This window comes from Arthrobacter sp. NPDC058127, from assembly GCF_042884555.1.
Taxonomy (GTDB): domain Bacteria; phylum Actinomycetota; class Actinomycetes; order Actinomycetales; family Micrococcaceae; genus Arthrobacter.
Genome location: NZ_JBHVTT010000003.1, coordinates 136,480 through 156,148 on the forward strand (window position 1 = coordinate 136,480; position 19,669 = coordinate 156,148).

A 19,669-nucleotide genomic window follows, 5' to 3' on the forward strand; every position below is an offset into this window, starting at 1 on the left:
TTAGACGTCCACGGACTTCATAGCGTGGATCCTGTCCAGGATCGAGTTCTTGAGATTCTCAGGAGCCGCTTCCGTACAGGAGCGCTTGACCACGGTGCGGATGACGCACTCAAGATCGTATTGCTCGGTGCACTCCGGGCAGTCTTCCAGATGCACCTTGATCTCTGCGATGTCCTCGCGGGTCAACGCACCGTCCAGGTACTCGTAGATACGCTGCATCCGAGCATCGTCGCAGTCGCCCAATCCTTGGCAGCTCATTTCCTTTTCTCCTGTTTTTTGCTTGTGGCCGCGCCCACGGCCAATGCCTTTTCTTCCGCGCCGGCGCTGATTCCCCGTTCTGCGGCGTAGTCCGCCAGCAGATCGCGCAACATCTTCCTGCCGCGATGAAGCCGGGACATGACCGTCCCGATCGGGGTATTCATGATGTCTGATATTTCCTTGTATGCGAAGCCTTCGACGTCAGCGAAGTACACCGCGAGCCGGAATTCCTCCGGAATGGACTGCAGGGCGCTCTTCACGTCCGAGTCCGGTAGATGATCCAGTGCCTCCGCCTCCGCAGAGCGGAGCCCCGTGGACGTATGGGATTCCGCCCGCGCCAGCTGCCAGTCTTCGATGGAGTCCGAATTGGACTGGAGCGGTTCGCGCTGCCGCTTCCGGTAGAGGTTGATGTACGTGTTGGTCAGGATGCGGTACAGCCACGCCTTGAGGTTGGTACCCGGCTTGTACTGGTGGAACGCCGAGAAGGCCTTCGTGTAGGCCTCCTGGACCAAGTCCTCGGCGTCGGACGGATTCCTGGCCATGCGCATGGCAGCCGAATAGAGCTGGTCGACATACTGCATGGCGTCGCGCTCGAAGCGCGCCCTCCGCTGTTCGGGAGTCTCGTTTGCGAAGTCCACCGCAATCTCGACGCCGGCCTCAACAGTTGCGTCGCCGTCGGACGTTGCGTCCGCGACTTCCGTCGCTGCTTTGTACATGGCCGCTGCGGCCGGATCCATGGTGCTCATTGCATCCAAGTCTACTGTCACCCTCGGGGAGTCCCCTGGCAGCTCCCGCCCGAGCGCCAAGTGTCCCTCGCGGTCCTTAACCAAGGCCAAAAAACCATCTCCGCTCAAACGACGTGACAAAGCGCGGCACAACACACACGCCACAATCCGAGGTCCAGCCCATACCGCACCTTCTTCTGACAACGGCAAGCTCCGGGCAAATATTCCGCAAAGATGCAAGACTAGATCCGACTGCACCCCGTGAACACCGCACCACTTGAACGCAGCACCACCTGAACACTGTGGCACGCCATCCAGGAGGCAAAACATGTCCCTCGTCCGTTTTCTCGCCAGGCCAATGTTGGCTTCCAGTTTTGTCGTCGCAGGGCTGGACAAGCTCAAGAACGCGGATGACACTGCCAAGCAGCTCTCCCCGCTGCTCCGCCGCGCGTCCGAGTCGTTGCCTTTCCCGGCGGACGAGAAGATGCTGGCGCGGGTCATCGGCGGCACGCAGGTGGGCGCAGGCGCCTTGCTTGCCCTCGGCAAATGTTCACGGTTCTCGGCAACCCTGCTTGCCGGCATTTCGGTCCTGAACACCTTTGTTGAGTGGCGTTCTGCCGACATCAGCACCAAGGAAGGCCGGCTCGCCCGCCGCGCCCAGTTGCTCAAGAACATTTCCCTGACCGGCGGCGTCCTCCTAGCCGCCGTCGACACGGCCGGCAAACCGAGCCTCGCATGGCGCGCCGAACACCTCGCCATGGACGCCAAGAACGCCACGGGCAAGCAGATCAAGAAGACAGACCGGGCCGTCCGCAAGGCCGTAAACAACGCAGTTGGAGCATAAGGAAGCATGCCAGGAACCCCCGCCACGCAGACAGACGATTCAGGGAGCACCATAGCCTCCGCACTCCCCTTGTGGCCGGCGCCCTTCGCCAGCCGCCCTGTGGATGCCACGGTCACGGTTCCTGGTTCGAAGTCGCTGACCAACCGCTACCTGGTCCTGGCGGCATTGGCCGACGGCCCAAGCAGGCTGCGGGCACCCCTGCATTCGCGGGATTCCGCGTTGATGGTCGAGGCGCTGCGCCAGCTTGGCGCCACCATCACCGAGGTTCCCGGCGATGGTCAGTACGGCCCGGATCTTGAAGTCACCCCCATCGACCCGGCGGCTGCCGCGTCGGAGACCGCCATCGACTGCGGCCTGGCTGGCACGGTCATGCGATTTGTGCCGCCGCTCGCGGCCCTCCGCAACGGTGCTTCGGTGTTCGACGGCGATCCGCACGCACGCCAACGTCCCATGGGCACCATCATCGAAGCGCTCCGGACACTCGGAGTGGACGTCAGCGCACTGGACGGGCAATCGGCGAGCTCCCTGCCGTTCAAGGTTTCCGGCACCGGCTCTGTCCGCGGTGGCCATTTGGTGATCGATGCGAGCGCTTCGTCGCAGTTCGTCTCCGCCCTGTTGCTCGTGGGTGCCCGGTTCAAAGAGGGCCTTCACCTGGAGCACGTCGGCAAGCCCGTGCCGAGCCTCGACCACATCAACATGACCGTTTCGGTCCTGCGCGGCGTCGGAGTGCAAGTGGATGACTCCGTTCCGAACCATTGGCGCGTCTCCCCAGGCACCATCCAGGCGTTCGACGTGAGGATCGAGCAGGATCTCTCCAACGCGGGTCCCTTCCTCGCTGCGGCACTCGCCACGAAGGGAACCGTCCGCATCCCCAACTGGCCGGTCAACACCACACAGGTCGGGGATCTCTGGCGGGACATCCTTGCCACCATGGGTGCCACTGTCACACTGGACAACGGCACGCTGACCGTCACTGGCGGTTCCGAGATCCTGGGCGCGGACTTCGACGAAACCAGCGAACTCGCCCCTACCGTAGCGGCATTGTGCGCCCTGGCTACCGGCCCTTCCCGGCTCACCGGCATCGCGCATTTGCGTGGACACGAAACAGACAGGCTGGCTGCGCTGGTCGCCGAAATCAACCGGCTCGGCGGCGACGCCGAGGAAACCAGCGACGGCTTGGTGATCCGGCCCGCAGCGCTGCACGCCGGCGTCGTGCACAGCTACGCGGACCACCGCATGGCCACCGCCGGCGCCATCCTGGGGCTCGCCGTCGAGGGTGTCCAGGTTGAAGACATCGCGACGACGTCCAAGACCATGCCCGAATTTCCGCAAATCTGGGCATCGATGCTCACTGCCGGCCCAGCGGCTGCGGACCCCGTTTCAACGGAGACAAGCAACTGACGATGGCTCGCGACGCACGCTCCTGGGATGAGTCCGATGTCCGGATCCGCCCCAACAAGAAGGGCACACGCCCCCGCACCAAGGACCGCCCCAGCCACGACGACGCCGTGATCGGGCGCATCATCACAGTCGACCGCGGCCGCTACACCGCGATAGTGGACGAAAGCTCGGACAACGAGCGCATCGTCATCGCGGCCCGCGCCCGGGAACTCAGGCGCTCCCCCGTGGTTCCCGGAGACTTCGTGGCCCTCGTCGGCGATGTATCCGGAGCCCCGGACACCCTCGCGCGCCTCGTGCGCGTCGAGGAGCGCAAGACGCTCCTGCGGCGAAGTGCCGATGACACGGATCCGATCGAACGGGCCGTCGTCGCCAACGCCGACCAGCTCGTGGTGGTGGTTGCGGCCGCCAACCCGGAGCCGCGGACAGGATTCATCGACCGCGCATTGGTGGCAGCGTACGACGCCGGAATCGAGCCGCTGCTGCTCGTCACCAAAGCGGATGTCAAGGATCCGACGGAACTGCTCGCCAACTATGTGAGCCTGGGTTTCCCGATCATCATCAGCCGCACGGCCGACGCGGGCGCCTCCGGCATCGACGCCCGTTCCGACGACGGCCTGTCCGCCCGCCTCGATGGTGACGCCGTCGGCCAGTTGCGGGACTACCTCGACGGCAAGGTCACCGTGCTCCTGGGCCATTCCGGCGTCGGGAAATCCACCATGGTGAACGCCCTGACCGGCGCCGAACGCGCCACGGGTGGAGTCAACGCAGTAACGGGCCGCGGACGCCACACCTCGTCCTCTGCCCTTGCGCTGAAGCTCAGCGACTCCCCGGGCGGAAGCTGGATCATCGATACGCCCGGCATCCGTTCCTTCGGCCTCGCCCACGTGAACCCTGACCGCATCCTGCATGCCTTCCCGGATCTGGAGCCCGGAACGGAAACGTGCGAGCGGGGCTGCAAGCACGATGCCTCCGCCGTTCGATGCGGACTGGATTCCTGGGTTGCCGATGGCCATGCCGGGGAGGCCGGCCCCGCCCGCCTCGCATCGCTGCGCAGGCTCCTTGGTGCCGACCCGCGCATGGAAGCCCAAGAGGCCAAGGAACTGGGTACGGTCAACTAACTCAGCGCATGCCGGGCTACGTCCCCGGCTCACCGGCGAATAGACGGTAGTTTGGAACCATGACCCAACCCGATTCGAGCTACAACGACGACCTGCGGCTGGCCCATGTCCTCGCCGACTCCGTCGATTCCCTGACAATGGAGCGGTTCAAGGCGCTGGACCTTCAGGTGGAGACCAAACCCGACCTGAGCCCAGTCACCGATGCCGACAAAGCCGCCGAGGAAGCAATCCGCGGGCAGCTCTCCCGTTCCCGCCCCCGCGACGCCGTCCTCGGCGAAGAATTCGGCAGCACGGGCCACGGCTCAAGGCGTTGGATCATCGATCCCATCGACGGGACCAAGAACTTCGTGCGCGGCGTACCCGTCTGGGCAACGCTGATCGCCCTCGTGGACGAGGGCGAAGTAGTGGTGGGGCTCGTCAGCGCTCCGGCGCTCGGCAAGCGCTGGTGGGCGGCCAAGGGCTCAGGCGCCTACATGGGCCGATCACTGGCCGCAGCCACCCGGCTGAAAGTCTCCAACGTGTCGCGGCTTGAGGACGCCTCGCTTTCCTACTCCGAGCTTTCCGAGTGGAAGCAGCACGATAAGCTCGACAACTTCCTGGGCCTGGAGAACGATGTCTGGCGCAGCCGCGCGTACGGCGATTTCTGGTCCTACTGCCTCGTGGCCGAAGGCGCCGTGGACATCGCCGCCGAGCCGGAGCTCCAGGTCTACGACATGGCCGCCTTGGTACCGATCGTGACGGAGGCCGGCGGACGCTTCACGTCCCTGGACGGCACGGATGGCCCCTTCGGCGGAAACGCCGTTGCGAGCAACTCGATCCTGCACTCCGAGGTCCTCAAGAGGCTCAACCCCGAGCTCGACGACCTCCTCTAGTCCACCCTCTTCACTGAATAAACGACGGCGGGCGCCCCTTTTTGGGGGCGTCCGCCACTCTTTCTTCGGCAGAAGGCACATTTTTCCGGCCGTGTAACAATCCGCTTAACAATCCCGGTCACATTGGAACGAGCCTTACCGGTGTCCTAGTCTCTTTACAGGTCACGAGTGCCAGCGCGAAACCCCGGTTTGCTGGCCGGCAACCCTCCATCGCGGCGGGGTGCCCCGGGTGACGACCCGGCCGGTCCGGAACGGATGCGGCAAGCGCGGACCCCCTGTACGCAGGGGTCCCTCTTGAGTGAGGTCCCATGAGCACAGCCACATTTACTTCTCCTGTTCTCCCGCAGCACCACGAATCCGGGCATCAGCACGGTGAATCCCGGACACCGGCATCGCGCCCACTGGCCGCAGTCACCGGCGCGGAGTTGCAGGCACCCCTGATCCAGGGCGGCCACATCCGCTACGCCAACCTTGACTACGGCGCCTCCGCACCTGCCCTGACCGTGGTCTCCGCGTACCTCAACGAAATCCTGCCGTACTACGCGAGTGTGCACCGCGGCGCAGGCTATGCCTCCCAAATCAGCACCTCGGTCTACGAAAACGCGCGCAACATCGTCCGTGACTTCGTCGGCGGCAGGCCGGACGATTCCGTCATTTTCACCCGTAACACCACCGATTCCCTCAACCTCCTGGCCGGCTGCTTGCCGGTCGAGGACGGCAGGCACACCGCCGAAGTCCTTTACCTGGACATCGAGCACCACGCCAACCTGCTGCCGTGGCAAGGCGTCCCCCACCGAAGCGTCGTTGCCGCGGGAACCTTGTCCGAGACCGTTGCCAACGTCCGCACGGCGCTCTCCCACGGTGGCGTCAGCCTCCTGGCGGTCACCGGTGCGTCGAACGTGACCGGCGAGATCCTGCCCATCAAGGAACTCGCTGCCTTGGCCCACGAATTCGGGGCGCGGATTGTGGTGGACGCGGCGCAACTCGCCCCGCATCGCCGCATCGATATCGCCGCCGCGGATGTTGACTACTTGGTCTTCTCGGGGCACAAGCTTTATGCACCGTTCGGCGCCGGTGTCCTGGTGGGCCGTCCCGACTGGCTCGACGCCGGCACGCCCCACCTTGCAGGTGGCGGCGCTGTCCGCGAGGCGCGCCTGGATTCCGTCAGCTGGGCCACGGGCCCGGCAAGGCACGAAGGCGGCTCACCGAACGTACTCGGCGCGGCCACCCTTGCCCGCGCCACCCAGGTCATCGCCAGCCTCGACCACGATGAATGGCACGCCCACGAGGCCGCCATCCGCTCGCACCTGGTCGAGGGCCTCAAGGAAATCGACGGCGTCACCGTGCACCAGATCTTCAGCGACACGGATCCCGAGGACACCATCGGCGTCGTGAACTTCTCGCTCCAGGGCTACGACGCCGGACTCGTTGCGGCCTATCTTGCGGCCGAACACGGCATTGGCCTGCGCGACGGACGCTTTTGCGCCCACCCGCTGCTCAAGCGCCTCGGCCTTCCCTCCGGTTCCCTGCGCGCCAGTTTCGGCGTGGGGTCGCGATTGGAAGACGCCACCCGGCTCATCGCGGGCATCCGGGCGCTCAAGAGCAATGGCCTCGGCTGGGACTACGTGGTGGATGCCGGCCGCTGGGTTCCGGCGAACGACCATCGCAGCTACCCGGAGTGGGCGCCCAACACTCCCGGGACCGCGGGCGCCGCACCCTGCAGCATCGACTGATTGCGGTAGATTCGTAGGGTATTTTTCCTGTCCTACGAAGGGAGTTCCCGCGTGTCCCCGCGACCCAAAGGCACGTCAGCCGGCCCCAAGCTCTTCGAGGAACGGCGCCTTGAACTCGGTCAGAGTTTCCAGGACGGCGGGGAGCACTATGATCGCGTGCGGCCCGGCTACCCCGCGGATTCGGCCGACTGGCTGCTACCTGTAGGCGCGCGGGACGCGGCAGACATCGGCGCCGGCACCGGAAAGTTCACCGCTCTTCTCGTCGAGCGCGGGTTGGCGGTGTCCGCAGTGGACCCCTCCACGGACATGCTCATGCAGCTGCGCAAAACGTATCCGCATGTGATCGCCTTGGAGGGCACGGCCGAGGCAACTGGACTGGCGGACTCAGCATTCGACGTCGTCAGCGTTGCCCAGGCCTGGCACTGGTGCGATCCCCTCGCCGCCAGCACCGAGATCGCCCGGATCCTTCGACCGCAGGGCGTCATCGGCTTGATCTGGAACCAGCTGGACACTTCAGTGCCCTGGGTCCATCGCTTGTCCCGAATCATGCATGCCGGCGATGTCCACAAACCGGACTTCCGGCCTGTGGTGGGCCCGGAGTTCGCCGGCCTCGAAAGCCACCTGACGCGTTGGGAGGATCCCTTGACTCCGGCGGACATCCTCGAACTCGTGAAGTCGCGCAGCTACTACCTGAGGGCGAACGACGCCACCCGGGCCAAAGTCATGGGAAATCTCCGGTGGTACCTCTTCGAACATTTGGAACATGCCGAAGACGAGGCCATCCCCTTGCCCTATCTCACGCAGAGCTGGCGGGCGCGGAAAGTCTGATCCGGCCGGTTCACGATAGGCTTGGAACCGTGAAGACCAGTGCGCCCTCCTCCTCGATCGAGGACTACGTCAAGGTCATCTACTCCTTTACGGAGTGGCAGGACAAACCCATCACGTCCTCACAGCTCGCGCAGCGGCTCGGCGTCGCCAATTCGTCCGTCTCGGAGATGGTCCGCAAGCTCAAGGACCAAGGCCTGGTTGACCACCAGCCCTACAGCGCCATTACGTTGACCGCCCAGGGAATTCAGCTTGCCTTGGGCATGGTCCGCCGGCACCGCCTGATCGAGACATACCTCGTGAGGGAGTTGGGCTACAGCTGGGATGAAGTCCACGATGAAGCCGAGATGCTCGAACACGCCGTCTCGGACACCTTCATCGATCGCATGGCCGCAAAGCTGGGTAACCCCGGACGCGATCCCCACGGTGACCCCATCCCCGCAGCGGACGGCTCAGTGACCCTCCCGCATGCGCACCGGATGATAGAGCTCGACGACGGCCATTCCGGCAAGATCACCCGGATCAGCGACGAAAACCCGGAGCTGCTGCGCTACCTGTCCGCCGAAGAAATCGACCTCGATGCCAGCATCCAGGTGATTGGACGCAAACCGTTCGGCGGTGCGCTGGTGGTCCGGATCGGAAAAGGCCCGGGCAGCCGCGACTACGATCTCGCCGATGAGGTCGCCTCGGCATTGTGGGTAGCCACCGACGTCGAACACGAAGGCTGCGTCCTCGCGGAACGCTGACGAAGCCGTGTTTTAGAAGGCGTGTTTTAGAAGGCGCTGTTCAGGCGCGCTGGGCGGCCGTCCCGCCGTCGTCGGGCGCTGGGCCTTCCGGGGAGTCCACCACTGCAGCGCCCAGCACCGGGTTCCGGATCCCGACGGCGGATGCCGCCGCCCCGAGGAAGAACAGCACCGCGGTGACCACCACGGCATTCATGAGGCCTTGGCGGCTGAAGACCGGACCGATGATGAGCCCGGCAAAAGCGATGCAGATCAAGCCCGCGATACGGGCCACGGCGTTGTTCACCGCGGAGCCGATCCCGGCCTCCTCCGTGGGTACCGCGCCGAGGATAGCAGCGGTGAGGGGCGCCACCAAGGTGCTGAGGCCGATCCCGAAGACGATCTGCCCGGGCAGCACTTGCGTCCAGTAGTTCAGGGGCTCCTGGACGGCCAGGGTCATGAGAAAACCGATTCCGCAGATGAACGGTCCGGCCGTCATGAACCACCGCGGACCGTACTTTCCGGCCAGTCCACCGAAGAATGAGGCCGTGAGCATCAGGAGGACTGTCGCGGGAAGCAACGCGATCCCCGCAGTGGTCGCCTTCATTCCTCCCACTTGCTGCAAGTAGATGCCTACGGCGAAGAAGCCGAGCGACAAGGCGCCGTAAATGGCCAGTGTGGCGATGTTTCCCCAACCGAAATTGCGGATGCCGAAGAGCCGCAGGGGCAACATCGGTTCCTGGGTCCTGGCTTCGTGGACAAGGAAGAGGACCAGGCCGACGGCTCCGACAGCGAGCGGCATCCAGACCACCATGTTCCCCCAGCCCATGCGCCCTTGTTCAATGAACGCGTAGACCGGGCCACCGAGTCCCACCATGGCCAGGAACGCGCCGAGGTAGTCGATCTTCTTGCTCGTGTCCGTCGCGGCATCGGACTTCCGCAATCCGGCGAGGATCGGCCAGACGGCGACGGCCGGAATGACATTGATAAAGAAGATGACGCGCCAGGACAGCAGATCGACCGATGCGCCGCCGATCAGCGGGGCGACGATAGCGGCCGCGCTGGTCCAACCGGACCATTGGCCGATTGCCTTCGACTGCGCGGGCCCGGAGAAGAACGTGACGATCATCGCGAGCGAACTCGGGACTAGCAGGGCACCGGCGATCCCCTGGAGGGCCCGCGATACCACCAACACCTCCCCGTTCCAGGCAAGACCGCACGTGACGGAGGTGAGGGTGAAGCCGGCGAGTCCCCATTCCAGGATGCGCGCGCGGCCGAAGTGGTCGGACAAGGATCCGGCGACCAGGATCAGCGCGCCCAGGGTCAAAAGGTAGGCATCCACCACCCATTGCTGGATGACAAGGCCACCACCCAACTCGCGGCCAATTGCCGGGAGTGCGAGGTTCACCACGAAGCCATCCAAAATGGCGATGAAGGAAGCCACAATAGCCACAACAAGGACCCGCCTTTGCAGCGGAGTGCTTGGCAGCAGGGCCGCTGCGTCGGTCATGAGCACAGCCTACGCCTGCTAGAACCCTGTCGCCCGGATTCCTGCGGATCCTGTCACGGCGATAGTCCCGTATCGTTGAATGGTGATTAGCAGACGTGACGCCGCATTGGCCCTTGATATCTCGATGGAAATGGCCCAACGCCACGGCATCCCCTCCCGGCTTTCACAAGCCGAGCTGAACGAGCTGCAAGACAATCCACCTCAGTGGCTCGTCCAATCCCGCGCCAACCGCACCGGCAAGCGTCCTGTGTGGGTGCACCTGAGCTGCGTCGTGTGCGGTTACACCGAAGCTGCGCGTCCCAAGAAATGGTGGCCGGAGTTCACCTACGTTTTCTGTGGTCACCACCGGAATAGCGAGGTCCCCGGAATCCTGCCCGGCGAGGTCCGCAGCGAGTACGAAGGAATCGGCTCGCGCTTCGTTGGCGTTGTGGACGTCCCGGCTTCCGAAGCCTAGTTCCTTGGGCGTTCAGCGGCCGGTTGCTTTCGCCTGAAACAGGCGTAGCTTACAAGGAGAGGGCCTTTCAGGACCCTCTTTGCAGGATCTGCAGGGAAGATCCGTAGTTAGGGAGCATGACATGCCTGACAAAGCGCCTCACCAGCACGAGACGAAGAAGAGTATCAAGTCCATCAAGGAGAAACGGGCAGTGAAGCGTGCCAAGCACGAATCCGATGCCGCTGTAGATCCCGTGGCCCATTTGAGGATGAGGAAGAAGTAGCAAAAAGCCGGAGCCTTGGCCCCGGCTTTTTAGCGGACTGGTTCCGTCATGGCTGCGGCTCCTCACGAATCCGCGTCGGTCATTTCGCTGGGCACGGCCACTATCGCGTGGATTTTGCCGTCGCGCAGGACCGTCAGGAGGAACGGCTCCCCTATGGCCTGCGAAAACAGGAGTTTCTGAAGGCTCTCGGCACTGGATACGGCCCGCGACTGTGCACTGAGGACCAGGTCGCCCGCGAGCAGTCCCGCCCGCTCCGCGGGAGATCCGGCGATGACTTCCACCACCCGGAGCGCTTCCTTCTGGCCTGTCCGGATCACCGCACTCGCGTCCAGCGGAATAGGGGTGCTCACCAACCCAAGGTATGCCCGGCGGACACGGCCGTCCTTCAGCAGGGCGGCAATGATCCGTTGAGTGGTGGTGTTGATGGGCACTGCGAGTCCGAGCCCCAAACCTGCCACAGCGGTGTTGATTCCCACAATCCGCCCCCTGGTGTCGGCCAGGGCTCCCCCTGAATTGCCCGGGTTCAACGCTGCGTCGGTCTGGATGACGTCCTCGATGACCCTGCTGTGCCGGCCGGACCTAACCGGGATGGAACGTCCAAGTCCGCTGACGACGCCCGCGGTCACTGATCCTGCCAGCCCCAGCGGGTTACCGACGGCGATCACCAATTGGCCGACGTGCAGTGACTCCGCGTTGCCCAAGATGGCGGGCAGCGGCGTGTGGTGCCCGCGGACGATGGCGAGATCGGACAAGGGATCCGCACCGACGAGTTCGACGTCGGAATGGGTTCCGTCGGCGAATATTGCCCGCCCCGAGCGGAGGCCTGAGACCACATGGGCGTTGGTCAGCATATAGCCGTCGCCCGTGAACACCACGGCCGACCCACTTCCGATCCTGACCTGGCCGTTCCTGCGGGCGCTGCTCATCTCCAATGCTGCAACATGCGGCGTGACCGTCTCTGCGACGTGCATCACTGTCCGCGAGTAGGCGTCCAAGGCTTCGTCGTCCGACGGGGCGTCAGGGATGTCCTCGGGAAATGTCTGTTCCGGCAACGTACTCATCGTGCACCTCCTGTAACCGGTGGTGTCTATATCAACGAATACACTGCTCCGGTTAGTCCGTTCCGGCCTACGCCGTGGGTGAACTCTGTCACGGCACTAATGAATGGGAAACCGGCCCCTCAGCAGCTAACCCAACAACGCCTAACCCCATAACGCCTTTCGCAGCAGCGCCTTAAGCTGTGCGGCTTCCCGGTCGTCCAGCGCCGCCAGCACTTCGGATTCCGCGTGCCGGGCTGCAATGGCTGCTTGGGCGAGCAATTGGCTCCCCTTCGACGTTGCCGTCACTGTCTTGGCCCTTCGGTCCTGCTTGCCTGGGGCCCTGGCCACCAGTTTCCGCTTTTCAAGTTCGTCCACCAAGGCGACGATCTGGCTGGGGTCAAGGCTGAGGAAGTCCGCCAACTCCCGCTGGGTAGGCTCCAGCCCGCTGTCGGCCAGGATCAACACCGAATAGGACCTCTCCTTCAAGTCGAACTCAGCAAGCGCCCGGTTGTTCACGACCGAGCCGCTTGCATGGAGCTTGGCCAGCAGGAAACCCACATCCTGGCTGATAGGCGCGGCGACCAGCCGGTCCTTCGTGGCAGCCTGTTGCTCGTCCTGCGCCTCGATCGTCATAACAAACTCCAATAATCTTCAAAATCAATCGTTGACATTTTCAACGATACGTATTTTCATGGATACAGAACAGCATCCCACGCCGAAGGCCTGGATGCACAGGGATCGAGCAAAGGAGCAGCGATGAGCCTGTCAGGAAAAGTAGCAATTGTGACCGGAAGCGGACGCGGCCTGGGGCTCGCCTACGCCCGGGAACTCGCCCGCCAAGGCGCGGCGGTGGTCATCAACGACGTCGACGCCGAGGTGGCCGGCGAAGCGGTCCGGACCATCGAGGCCGACGGCGGCCGGGCAGTCGCCGTCGTCGCTCCCGTAGGCAGCACAGAAGCGGCGAAGCAGCTGGTGGAAGCGGCTGTCACGGAATTCGGCCGCCTGGATATCCTGGTCACCAACGCCGGCATCCTGCGGGACAAGAGCCTTCTGAAGATGACGGACGAAGACTTCGACCTGGTCATCAACGTCCACCTCCGCGGCACCTTCACGTGCGCCCGCGAGGCATTTGGCTACTTCAAGGAGAACGGGATCGCCGGCCGCATCATCGCCATCGGCTCCCCGAGCGGGCAGCGCGGCAACTTCGGCCAGTCCAACTACGCCGCAGCGAAGGCCGGAATCGTGGGCATGGTCCGGACCTGGGCGCTGGAAATGAAGAAGGCCGGCGTCACTGCCAATGCCGTGATTCCGGTAGCCGCGACGGCGATGACCAAGACTATCCCGTACTTCCGGAAAGCAGTGGAGGCGGACGAACGCGGCGAGGCCATGCCGCACTTCTTCCGCCACGAGCTTGGCTTTGGAACGGCCGACGACGTCTCCGGGCTCATTGCCTTCCTCGCCTCCGACGAGGCGGCCGGCATTACCGGCCAAGCCATCGGCGCCGGTGGAGACCGCCTCCAGCTCTGGACCCACCCCGAAGCCGCGGCGACCGCCTACCGCGAGGGCGGCTGGGGTTACCAGGACCTCGTGGAGAACTTCGGCCCGTTGTTCAGCGACAAGCTTCAGACCGTCGGCGAGGAATTCCTGGCGCTCCCCGCGGAACTGCAGCCTGAGGCCGCCGCCTCACAGGTCCGCTGACATGCCCGCACCCCAGCGCTACGAACCCGGCATCGACGTCTCGAAACTTGAAGCGATCGATATGCACGTCCATCTCGAAGTGGACGGCCACGGCCACGAATCCCTGCCACCGGCCCTGACGGAGGCCTCTGCCAAGTACTTCAAGGCCGAGGACCGCACGCCCTCGCTGGACCGCATCGCCGAGGTCTACCGCGAACTGAACATGGCCGCCGTCGTCTTCACCGTGGACGCCCGCACCCAGCTCAAGCACGCGCCCAACAGCATTCCCGAACTGATCGCGGGAGCCGCAAGGAACAACGACGTGCTGATCCCGTTCGGCAGCGTGGATCCTCGCACCGGCACCGAGGCCATCCAGGGCGCCAAGTACCAGGCGATCGACCTAGGCGCCCGCGGCTTCAAGTTCCACCCCAGCCTGCAGGGTTTCGACCCCTCCAACGAACAGTTCTACCCGCTCTGGGAGACACTGCAGGAACTGGGCCTGCCAGCCATCTTCCACACCGGCCAGAACGGCATGGGCGCCGGCCTGCCCGGCGGCTACGGCATCAAGCTGGCCTACTCCAACCCGCTCCTGCTCGACGCCGTAGCCGCCGACTTCCCGGGCCTGCAGATCATCATGGCCCACCCCTCGGTTCCCTGGCAGGATGAAGCCAACTCCATCGCCACGCACAAGTCGAACGTGTTCATCGATCTCTCCGGCTGGTCCCCCAAGTACTTCCCCGAGTCACTGGTGCGCATGTCCAACTCGGTGCTGCAGGACAAAGTCCTCTTCGGCACGGACTTCCCGCTCATCACGCCGCAGAAATGGCTGGCCGCCTTCGCTGACCTCCCGCTCAAGGACGAGGTCCGTCCCAAGATCCTCAAGCACAACGCCGTGCGCATGCTCGGGCTGGGAGGCTGACTTGAGCTTTGACACCCCCGTGGAGACCGCGGTTGCGGAACGCCTCTACAACGACTGCGACTACTACGACGCGGAGTCCCTCCTCACCGAGGACGAGCGCCGGGTCCTGCACCGACTGCGGGATTTCCTGGACCGCGAAGCGAAGCCGCTGCTGGCCGACTACTGGGAGCGGGGCGAGTTCCCCGACAAGTTGGTCCAGCCGCTCATCGAACTGGACCTCATGGAACCGGCCGAACTCAGGGGCCTCGGGCCAAGGAGCAACCCGGCGCGCGGGATCTACCAGGGCTTCAGGATCTTCGAGCTCGCCCGCACGGACGCTTCGCTCGCTACCTGGTACACGGCCCAGGCCGGCCTCTTCCGCACCGCCATCCGCGTAGGTGCTTCGGCAGAACAACAAGCCGAGTGGATGCCGCGCGTGGTCGATTTCTCGCTCAAGGGCGTCTTCTCCTTGACCGAACCGGAATCCGGATCGGACATTGCCGGCGGGCTCTCCACAAGGGCCCACCGCGAGGGCGATACCTGGGTGCTCGATGGTGCCAAGCGCTGGATCGGGGGCGCTTCGACGGCGGATGTCCTCGCTGTGTTCGCACGGGACGTGGGCGACGGACAGGTCAAGGCGTTCCTCGTGGACCGCGAAGCCTCCGGGGTGGCCTTGGAGAAGATCCACCGGAAGACCTCCCTGCGGATGATGCAAAACTCCCACATCACCCTCGACGGCGTCAGGGTCCCCGAATCCATGCGCCTGCACAACGTGAATTCCTTCAGGGATGTAGCGGCGATGCTCCGGGCCATGCGCTCGGACGTCGCCTGGATTGCCACCGGCATCCAGGCCGGCGCCTTCGAAGCAGCCCGCCGGTACGTCCGCGAGCGCCACCAGTTCGGCCGCCCTTTGGGTTCCTTCCAGCTGGTGCAGGAAAAGCTGGCCCGCATGCTCGGCAACCTCACGGCAAGCCTGTCCCTCGTGGTCAGGCTGACCGAACAGCAGGCCCGCGGGGTCTACCGCGACCAGGACTCCGCCTTGGCGAAAATGCAGAGCTGCCTGGCGATGCGGGAGACAGTCGCGCTTGCCCGGGAGCTGGCAGGCGGCAACGGAATCACGCTCGAGAGTGATGTTGCCCGGTTCCATGCCGACGCCGAAGCCGTCTACTCCTACGAAGGAACACACGAAATCAACGCCCTGATCGTCGGGCGCGCACTCACGGGCGAAAGCGCCTTCGCCCGCTAACCCCAAAACCACCACAGGAGGCAACCATGCCAAATCTCGTCGTCGACTTCGACAAACTGCTCACCCTCCCCGGAACCGATCTCGGCGTCACCGAATACCGCGAAATTACCCAGGAACAAATCAACAAGTTCGCTGACGCCACCGGAGACGATCAGTGGATCCACGTCGATCCGGAACGCGCCAAAGACGGCCCGTTCGGCGCCCCGATCGCCCACGGCTTCCTCACGCTCTCGCTCATCATCCCGTTCTGGGGCGAGCTGTTCGACGTCGAAGGCGTCACCACCAAAGTGAACTACGGCCTGGACAAGGTCCGTTTCACGTCCCCGGTCAAGGTGGGCGCGCGGATCCGCATGCAAGCCACCATCGCCGAAGTCACCGAGGTCAAGGGCGGCGCCCAGATCAAGGTCTCCAACACCATCGAGATCGAAGGCCAGGAACGCCCCGCGGTCGTGGCCGAATTCCTCGCCCGCTTCTACAAATAGCCCGCTTCTACAAATAGCCCGCTTCTGCGGGCACTCCCCCACCCTCTGCTTTAAGGAACAACGATGTCCCAAATATCGCAGCTTCAATCCATGGACGTGGCCACCAAACGCAAGGAAGCACGCACCGTCATTGCTTCCAGCTACCTGGGCAGCACCATCGAATACTACGACTTCCTGCTCTATGCCACAGCCGCGGCCGTGGTCTTCCCCAAGGTCTTCTTTTCGGGAATGGACGACTGGGTTGGCGTCGTGGCAGCCTACGGAACTTTCGCCGCAGGATACGTAGCTCGCCCGTTGGGTGGAGTCATCTTCGGGCACTTCGGCGACAAGCTGGGTCGCAAGGGAATGCTCATCGTCTCCATGTTGGTCATGGGCTTGGCTTCGGCACTGATCGGCCTGGTCCCCGGCGCCTCGGTGGCCGGTCCGTGGGGCGCAGTGATGCTCGTTGTGCTCCGCGTTTTCCAGGGCATCGCCGTGGGCGGCGAGTGGGGCGGGGCCGCCTTGATGGCGTTGGAGCATTCGGAATCGGGGAAGCGCGGGTTCGCGGCCTCGTTCGTGAATGCCGGAGCTCCGTCGGGCGCCGTGCTCGGCACCCTCATCATGGGCGCCTTCTCTGCCCTGCCAAACTCCCAGTTCCTTGCCTGGGGCTGGCGTGTTCCATTCCTGCTCTCGTTTGTCCTGCTGGCAGTGGGCATGTTCGTCCGGCTAAAGGTTTCGGAGAGCCCCATCTTCCAAGCCGCCATTGAGCAGGAAAGGATCGCAAAGCAGGAGAGGGCGGCCCGGAACACTGACGACCGATCCATCGCGAAGCCCGTCATGCCGCTCCTCCAGGTGCTCCGCCGGCCCAAGACCTTGATCTTCACCATGCTCGCCGGGGCCGCCGGCTTTGCCCTCCAAGTAGTGCTGGCAACCTTCGCGGTCACCTTCGCCGTCTCGAAGGGCGCCGACCGCCAGGGGGTGCTGTACGCCTTCGCCGCCGCTTCTTTCATTTCCATCGCCTTCGTGGTCCTTGGCGGCAGGCTCTCCGACAAACTGGGCCGGAGGCCCGTGATGATCGGCGGGCTCGTACTCTTCATCGCCTATCTGATCCCGATGTTCCAGTTGTTGTCCTCGAACAACATCCTCCTGGTCTTCGTCGCCTTCACCGTCGGCCTGATGATCCACTCAACGCTCTTCGGGCCACTGGCCGCATTCGTGTCCGAGCAGTTCGGCACCACCTCCCGCTACACGGGAGCCTCACTCGGTTACCAGCTCGCGACGCTACTCGGCGCGGGATTCACGCCGGGGATCGTGGCCCAGATCTTCAAGGACTCGGGCCAGAACACAGGCTCGGTGGTGTTCTACCTGGCTGCGATGTCCGTCGTCTCCATCATCTTCATCCTGTTGACCCGGGAACCGAAGAACAACGATTTGCAGGCCGTCCGGCCTTGAGGCCGGGAAGGGTCTAGCTTGGGAATAAGAAAGGACCGCCATGGAGAATTTTGGCATCGGTTCGTGGTTGCAGCGTCGCCGCCCGAAGTCCGGAAGCAAGATTGCGCTGATCTCCGGAAATCGCCAACTCAGCTATGAGGAATTTGCCGAACGATCGGACAGGCTCGCCAACGCCCTCAAAGCGGGAGGGGTTGCCAAAGGCGACAGGGTTGCTTATCTCGGTGACAACCATCCCGCTTTCCTGGAAACGCTTTTCGCTTGCGGGCAGCTCGGGGCGATCTTCGTACCCCTCAACACGCGGTTGGCGCCCCCGGAGATCAACTTCCAGCTTGAGGACTGCGGAGCCGTTGCGCTGATCCACTCAGCGAGCCTCAACGGCCTCGCGGCCAGCGGCGCGGAAGGCACCCGCGTGGGCCGGCGCGTCGTCGTCGACGATTCCTTCCCGGGCGAGGGCACCGCTGCCTTCAGTGGCGCCGTAAGTGAGACCCCGACGTCGGCGGAAGACTACGAGGACGTCGTCGCCTCCGGGGCACCCCTGCATCTGGACGAGGAAGTCGAGCTCGATGACGGCGCCATGATCCTCTACACGTCCGGAACAACGGGACGCCCCAAGGGTGCGCTCCTGACCCACGGCAACATCACCTGGAACTGCATCAACGTGATTGTCGACTTCGATTTCTCCTCCAGCGACGTGGCCCTCATGATCTCGCCGATGTTCCACGTCGCTTCACTCGCCATGGGGGTATTGCCAACGCTCCTCAAGGGCGGAACTGTCGTCCTGGAGTCGAGGTTCGACCCCCAACGCACCCTGGAGCTCATCGAGCAGCACCGGGCCACCACCATCAGCGGGGTGCCCACCACCTACCAGATGCTGTGCGAGAATCCGGCCTGGCCGACGTCGGACCTTAGCTCCCTCAACAAGCTGACCTGCGGCGGATCGGCAGTTCCGACGCGCGTCCTGGAAGCGTACGAGGCGCGCGGACTGCGCTTCTCCAACGGCTACGGAATGACGGAGACGGCGCCCGGCGCCACCACGCTGCCGTCCGCCAGGTCCCGGGACAAGGCGGGCTCTTCCGGACTACCGCATTTCTTCAGCGACGTCCGGATCGCCGACGTCGCCGGAGGCCTTGCCCAGCAGGGCACGGTGGGCGAAATCCAGATCAAAGGCCCCAACGTCATCCACGAATACTGGAACCGGCCCGACGCCACTGCCGAATCATATGAAGACGGCGGCTGGTTCAAGTCCGGAGACATGGGCTACAAGGACGCAGACGGATTCATCTTCGTCTCGGACAGGCTCAAGGACATGATCATCTCGGGCGGCGAGAACATCTACCCCGCCGAGGTGGAACAAGCAATCAGCGAACTCGACGCCGTGGGCAGCGTGGCAGTCATCGGCGTGCCGGATGAGAAGTGGGGAGAAGTGCCACGCGCCGTGGTGGTGCTCCGCGAGGGCGCCTTCTTGACCGAGGACGAACTCAAGGAACACCTGACCGGGAAACTGGCCCGTTACAAGATCCCGAAAACTGTGGCGTTCGTGGGCGATATGCCGCGAACGGCCAGTGGAAAGATCCGCAAGAGCGAGCTCCGCCGGAGCACCGTTTCCTGAGGGATCCGCTTACAGGGTGCCTGGCACTTGTTAATAAGCACCCTCGGCGGCACGGCACGGTTGTCTCGCAGGAATACCCGAAAACGAGTAATAACTACTCAAGACAACAACGGCCCGGAGTCCTATCGTGTCGGAGAGCGTCCATGCCAAACAGATGGGCGGATCGCCACGACTGGGCTCAGACCGGCGAGGGGCCGCAGCCAAAAAGCAAGGGGGCTTGCTGAATGGACTACCCACATTCCAAAAACCGGGGTCGGTGTATCGCCTACGCAATCCATCAGGAGAAAGACTGACTCCTCACCGGGCCTGTCCTCCCAGCGTGGGCCGACGGAGCGAGGGCCTTTCGTAGCACAACGCAGCACCCAGCCAACGGGCTGAGATTGGGGCGAACGTGGACGGGCAACAATGGATTTGGGTCGTGATGGTCCTTGTCGGGGCCGCACTGGTAGCCGTCGTGATGGTCTTTGGACACCAGCGACGAAGGCTGGTTGATCGCAAACCCGGCACCAAACATCCCGGCGGGGAACCCGGAAGCCCCCCGAACGGCGTCGACAGCTCGGAT

General features: G+C 64.1%; 20 protein-coding genes and 1 riboswitch. Of the genes, 15 read left to right on the forward strand and 5 right to left on the reverse strand.

The window, feature by feature from the left end:
- Together rsrA and ACFVTG_RS06810 are read right to left on the reverse strand one after the other, a co-directional pair.
- On the reverse strand, nt 1-258 hold the full coding sequence (gene rsrA, locus ACFVTG_RS06805; protein WP_028264789.1) for a mycothiol system anti-sigma-R factor: 258 nt from the start codon (nt 256-258) through the stop codon (nt 1-3).
- Nucleotides 255-1,004 carry a sigma-70 family RNA polymerase sigma factor gene (locus tag ACFVTG_RS06810; protein WP_390279090.1) on the reverse strand — a complete coding sequence of 250 codons (750 nt, stop codon included), beginning with the start codon at nt 1,002-1,004 and terminating at the stop codon, nt 255-257. The genes rsrA and ACFVTG_RS06810 overlap by 4 nt, the downstream gene beginning before the upstream one ends.
- A 307-nt stretch (nt 1,005-1,311) precedes the next feature.
- Here ACFVTG_RS06810 and ACFVTG_RS06815 point away from each other — a divergent pair, with 307 nt between their 5' ends.
- The 7 genes from ACFVTG_RS06815 to ACFVTG_RS06845 all read left to right on the forward strand — a co-directional run bounded on the left by ACFVTG_RS06815 (nt 1,312) and on the right by ACFVTG_RS06845 (nt 8,522).
- Nucleotides 1,312-1,827: a DoxX family protein gene (locus tag ACFVTG_RS06815; RefSeq protein WP_284751264.1), complete on the forward strand. Its 516-nt coding sequence runs from the start codon at nt 1,312-1,314 to the stop codon at nt 1,825-1,827.
- Between the two features lie 6 nt (nt 1,828-1,833).
- On the forward strand, nt 1,834-3,228 hold the full coding sequence (gene aroA, locus ACFVTG_RS06820; RefSeq protein WP_284751265.1) for a 3-phosphoshikimate 1-carboxyvinyltransferase: 1,395 nt from the start codon (nt 1,834-1,836) through the stop codon (nt 3,226-3,228).
- A 2-nt stretch (nt 3,229-3,230) separates the two neighbouring features.
- Nucleotides 3,231-4,346: a ribosome small subunit-dependent GTPase A gene (rsgA, locus tag ACFVTG_RS06825; RefSeq protein WP_284751266.1), complete on the forward strand. Its 1,116-nt coding sequence runs from the start codon at nt 3,231-3,233 to the stop codon at nt 4,344-4,346.
- Nucleotides 4,347-4,405: 59 nt separating this feature from the next.
- Nucleotides 4,406-5,218: a histidinol-phosphatase gene (gene hisN / locus ACFVTG_RS06830; protein WP_284751267.1), complete on the forward strand. Its 813-nt coding sequence runs from the start codon at nt 4,406-4,408 to the stop codon at nt 5,216-5,218.
- 160 nt (nt 5,219-5,378) lie between these two features.
- Nucleotides 5,379-5,491: riboswitch (SAM riboswitch) on the forward strand.
- Between the two features lie 35 nt (nt 5,492-5,526).
- Nucleotides 5,527-6,951 (forward strand): aminotransferase class V-fold PLP-dependent enzyme, encoded by a 1,425-nt coding sequence (locus ACFVTG_RS06835; RefSeq protein WP_390279094.1) that lies wholly within the window; start codon nt 5,527-5,529, stop codon nt 6,949-6,951.
- Between the two features lie 51 nt (nt 6,952-7,002).
- Nucleotides 7,003-7,779, forward strand: a complete 777-nt coding sequence (locus ACFVTG_RS06840) for a class I SAM-dependent methyltransferase (RefSeq protein WP_390279096.1) — start codon at nt 7,003-7,005, stop codon at nt 7,777-7,779.
- 29 nt (nt 7,780-7,808) lie between these two features.
- Nucleotides 7,809-8,522 (forward strand): metal-dependent transcriptional regulator, encoded by a 714-nt coding sequence (locus ACFVTG_RS06845; RefSeq protein ID WP_390279098.1) that lies wholly within the window; start codon nt 7,809-7,811, stop codon nt 8,520-8,522.
- Nucleotides 8,523-8,562: 40 nt separating this feature from the next.
- On the opposite strand, the gene ACFVTG_RS06850 is transcribed toward ACFVTG_RS06845, so the two are convergent.
- Nucleotides 8,563-10,014 (reverse strand): MFS transporter, encoded by a 1,452-nt coding sequence (locus ACFVTG_RS06850; RefSeq protein ID WP_390279100.1) that lies wholly within the window; start codon nt 10,012-10,014, stop codon nt 8,563-8,565.
- 73 nt (nt 10,015-10,087) lie between these two features.
- Here ACFVTG_RS06850 and ACFVTG_RS06855 point away from each other — a divergent pair, with 73 nt between their 5' ends.
- Together ACFVTG_RS06855 and ACFVTG_RS06860 are read left to right on the forward strand one after the other, a co-directional pair.
- Nucleotides 10,088-10,462: a hypothetical protein gene (locus tag ACFVTG_RS06855; protein ID WP_390279102.1), complete on the forward strand. Its 375-nt coding sequence runs from the start codon at nt 10,088-10,090 to the stop codon at nt 10,460-10,462.
- A 121-nt stretch (nt 10,463-10,583) separates the two neighbouring features.
- Nucleotides 10,584-10,724, forward strand: a complete 141-nt coding sequence (locus tag ACFVTG_RS06860) for a hypothetical protein (RefSeq protein WP_172465476.1) — start codon at nt 10,584-10,586, stop codon at nt 10,722-10,724.
- Between the two features lie 62 nt (nt 10,725-10,786).
- On the opposite strand, the gene ACFVTG_RS06865 is transcribed toward ACFVTG_RS06860, so the two are convergent.
- Nucleotides 10,787-11,785 carry a S1C family serine protease gene (locus tag ACFVTG_RS06865; RefSeq protein WP_284751273.1) on the reverse strand — a complete coding sequence of 333 codons (999 nt, stop codon included), beginning with the start codon at nt 11,783-11,785 and terminating at the stop codon, nt 10,787-10,789.
- A 141-nt stretch (nt 11,786-11,926) separates the two neighbouring features.
- Nucleotides 11,927-12,397, reverse strand: coding sequence for a MarR family winged helix-turn-helix transcriptional regulator (locus tag ACFVTG_RS06870; protein WP_284751274.1), 471 nt, complete (start codon nt 12,395-12,397; stop codon nt 11,927-11,929).
- Nucleotides 12,398-12,520: 123 nt separating this feature from the next.
- On the opposite strand from ACFVTG_RS06870, the gene ACFVTG_RS06875 reads away from it, so the two are divergent.
- The 6 genes from ACFVTG_RS06875 (at nt 12,521) to menE (ending at nt 19,107) form a co-directional block, all read left to right on the forward strand.
- Nucleotides 12,521-13,462: an SDR family NAD(P)-dependent oxidoreductase gene (locus tag ACFVTG_RS06875; RefSeq protein ID WP_390279105.1), complete on the forward strand. Its 942-nt coding sequence runs from the start codon at nt 12,521-12,523 to the stop codon at nt 13,460-13,462.
- Between the two features lies 1 nt (nt 13,463).
- The gene (locus ACFVTG_RS06880; RefSeq protein ID WP_390279107.1) at nt 13,464-14,360 is read left to right on the forward strand and encodes an amidohydrolase family protein; all 897 of its coding nucleotides are present in this window, start codon (nt 13,464-13,466) and stop codon (nt 14,358-14,360) included.
- A gap of 1 nt (nt 14,361) precedes the next feature.
- Nucleotides 14,362-15,585, forward strand: a complete 1,224-nt coding sequence (locus ACFVTG_RS06885) for an acyl-CoA dehydrogenase family protein (protein ID WP_390279109.1) — start codon at nt 14,362-14,364, stop codon at nt 15,583-15,585.
- A gap of 26 nt (nt 15,586-15,611) precedes the next feature.
- Nucleotides 15,612-16,067 (forward strand): MaoC family dehydratase, encoded by a 456-nt coding sequence (locus tag ACFVTG_RS06890; protein ID WP_390279111.1) that lies wholly within the window; start codon nt 15,612-15,614, stop codon nt 16,065-16,067.
- Nucleotides 16,068-16,130: 63 nt separating this feature from the next.
- Nucleotides 16,131-17,498, forward strand: a complete 1,368-nt coding sequence (locus ACFVTG_RS06895) for an MFS transporter (protein ID WP_390279113.1) — start codon at nt 16,131-16,133, stop codon at nt 17,496-17,498.
- A gap of 40 nt (nt 17,499-17,538) precedes the next feature.
- Nucleotides 17,539-19,107 (forward strand): o-succinylbenzoate--CoA ligase, encoded by a 1,569-nt coding sequence (menE, locus tag ACFVTG_RS06900; RefSeq protein ID WP_390279115.1) that lies wholly within the window; start codon nt 17,539-17,541, stop codon nt 19,105-19,107.
- Nucleotides 19,108-19,669 lie beyond the last annotated feature (562 nt).

Coding starts and splice junctions, on each gene's coding strand:
- hisN (WP_284751267.1), top strand. CDS start 4,406: ATGACCCAACCCGATTCGAGCTACAACGACGACCTGCGGCTGGCCCAT.
- rsrA (WP_028264789.1), bottom strand. CDS start 258: ATGAGCTGCCAAGGATTGGGCGACTGCGACGATGCTCGGATGCAGCGT.
- menE (WP_390279115.1), top strand. CDS start 17,539: ATGGAGAATTTTGGCATCGGTTCGTGGTTGCAGCGTCGCCGCCCGAAG.
- ACFVTG_RS06875 (WP_390279105.1), top strand. CDS start 12,521: ATGAGCCTGTCAGGAAAAGTAGCAATTGTGACCGGAAGCGGACGCGGC.
- ACFVTG_RS06880 (WP_390279107.1), top strand. CDS start 13,464: ATGCCCGCACCCCAGCGCTACGAACCCGGCATCGACGTCTCGAAACTT.
- ACFVTG_RS06895 (WP_390279113.1), top strand. CDS start 16,131: ATGTCCCAAATATCGCAGCTTCAATCCATGGACGTGGCCACCAAACGC.
- ACFVTG_RS06855 (WP_390279102.1), top strand. CDS start 10,088: ATGGTGATTAGCAGACGTGACGCCGCATTGGCCCTTGATATCTCGATG.
- ACFVTG_RS06890 (WP_390279111.1), top strand. CDS start 15,612: ATGCCAAATCTCGTCGTCGACTTCGACAAACTGCTCACCCTCCCCGGA.
- aroA (WP_284751265.1), top strand. CDS start 1,834: ATGCCAGGAACCCCCGCCACGCAGACAGACGATTCAGGGAGCACCATA.
- ACFVTG_RS06815 (WP_284751264.1), top strand. CDS start 1,312: ATGTCCCTCGTCCGTTTTCTCGCCAGGCCAATGTTGGCTTCCAGTTTT.
- ACFVTG_RS06865 (WP_284751273.1), bottom strand. CDS start 11,785: ATGAGTACGTTGCCGGAACAGACATTTCCCGAGGACATCCCTGACGCC.
- ACFVTG_RS06835 (WP_390279094.1), top strand. CDS start 5,527: ATGAGCACAGCCACATTTACTTCTCCTGTTCTCCCGCAGCACCACGAA.
- ACFVTG_RS06870 (WP_284751274.1), bottom strand. CDS start 12,397: ATGACGATCGAGGCGCAGGACGAGCAACAGGCTGCCACGAAGGACCGG.
- rsgA (WP_284751266.1), top strand. CDS start 3,231: ATGGCTCGCGACGCACGCTCCTGGGATGAGTCCGATGTCCGGATCCGC.
- ACFVTG_RS06860 (WP_172465476.1), top strand. CDS start 10,584: ATGCCTGACAAAGCGCCTCACCAGCACGAGACGAAGAAGAGTATCAAG.
- ACFVTG_RS06810 (WP_390279090.1), bottom strand. CDS start 1,004: ATGAGCACCATGGATCCGGCCGCAGCGGCCATGTACAAAGCAGCGACG.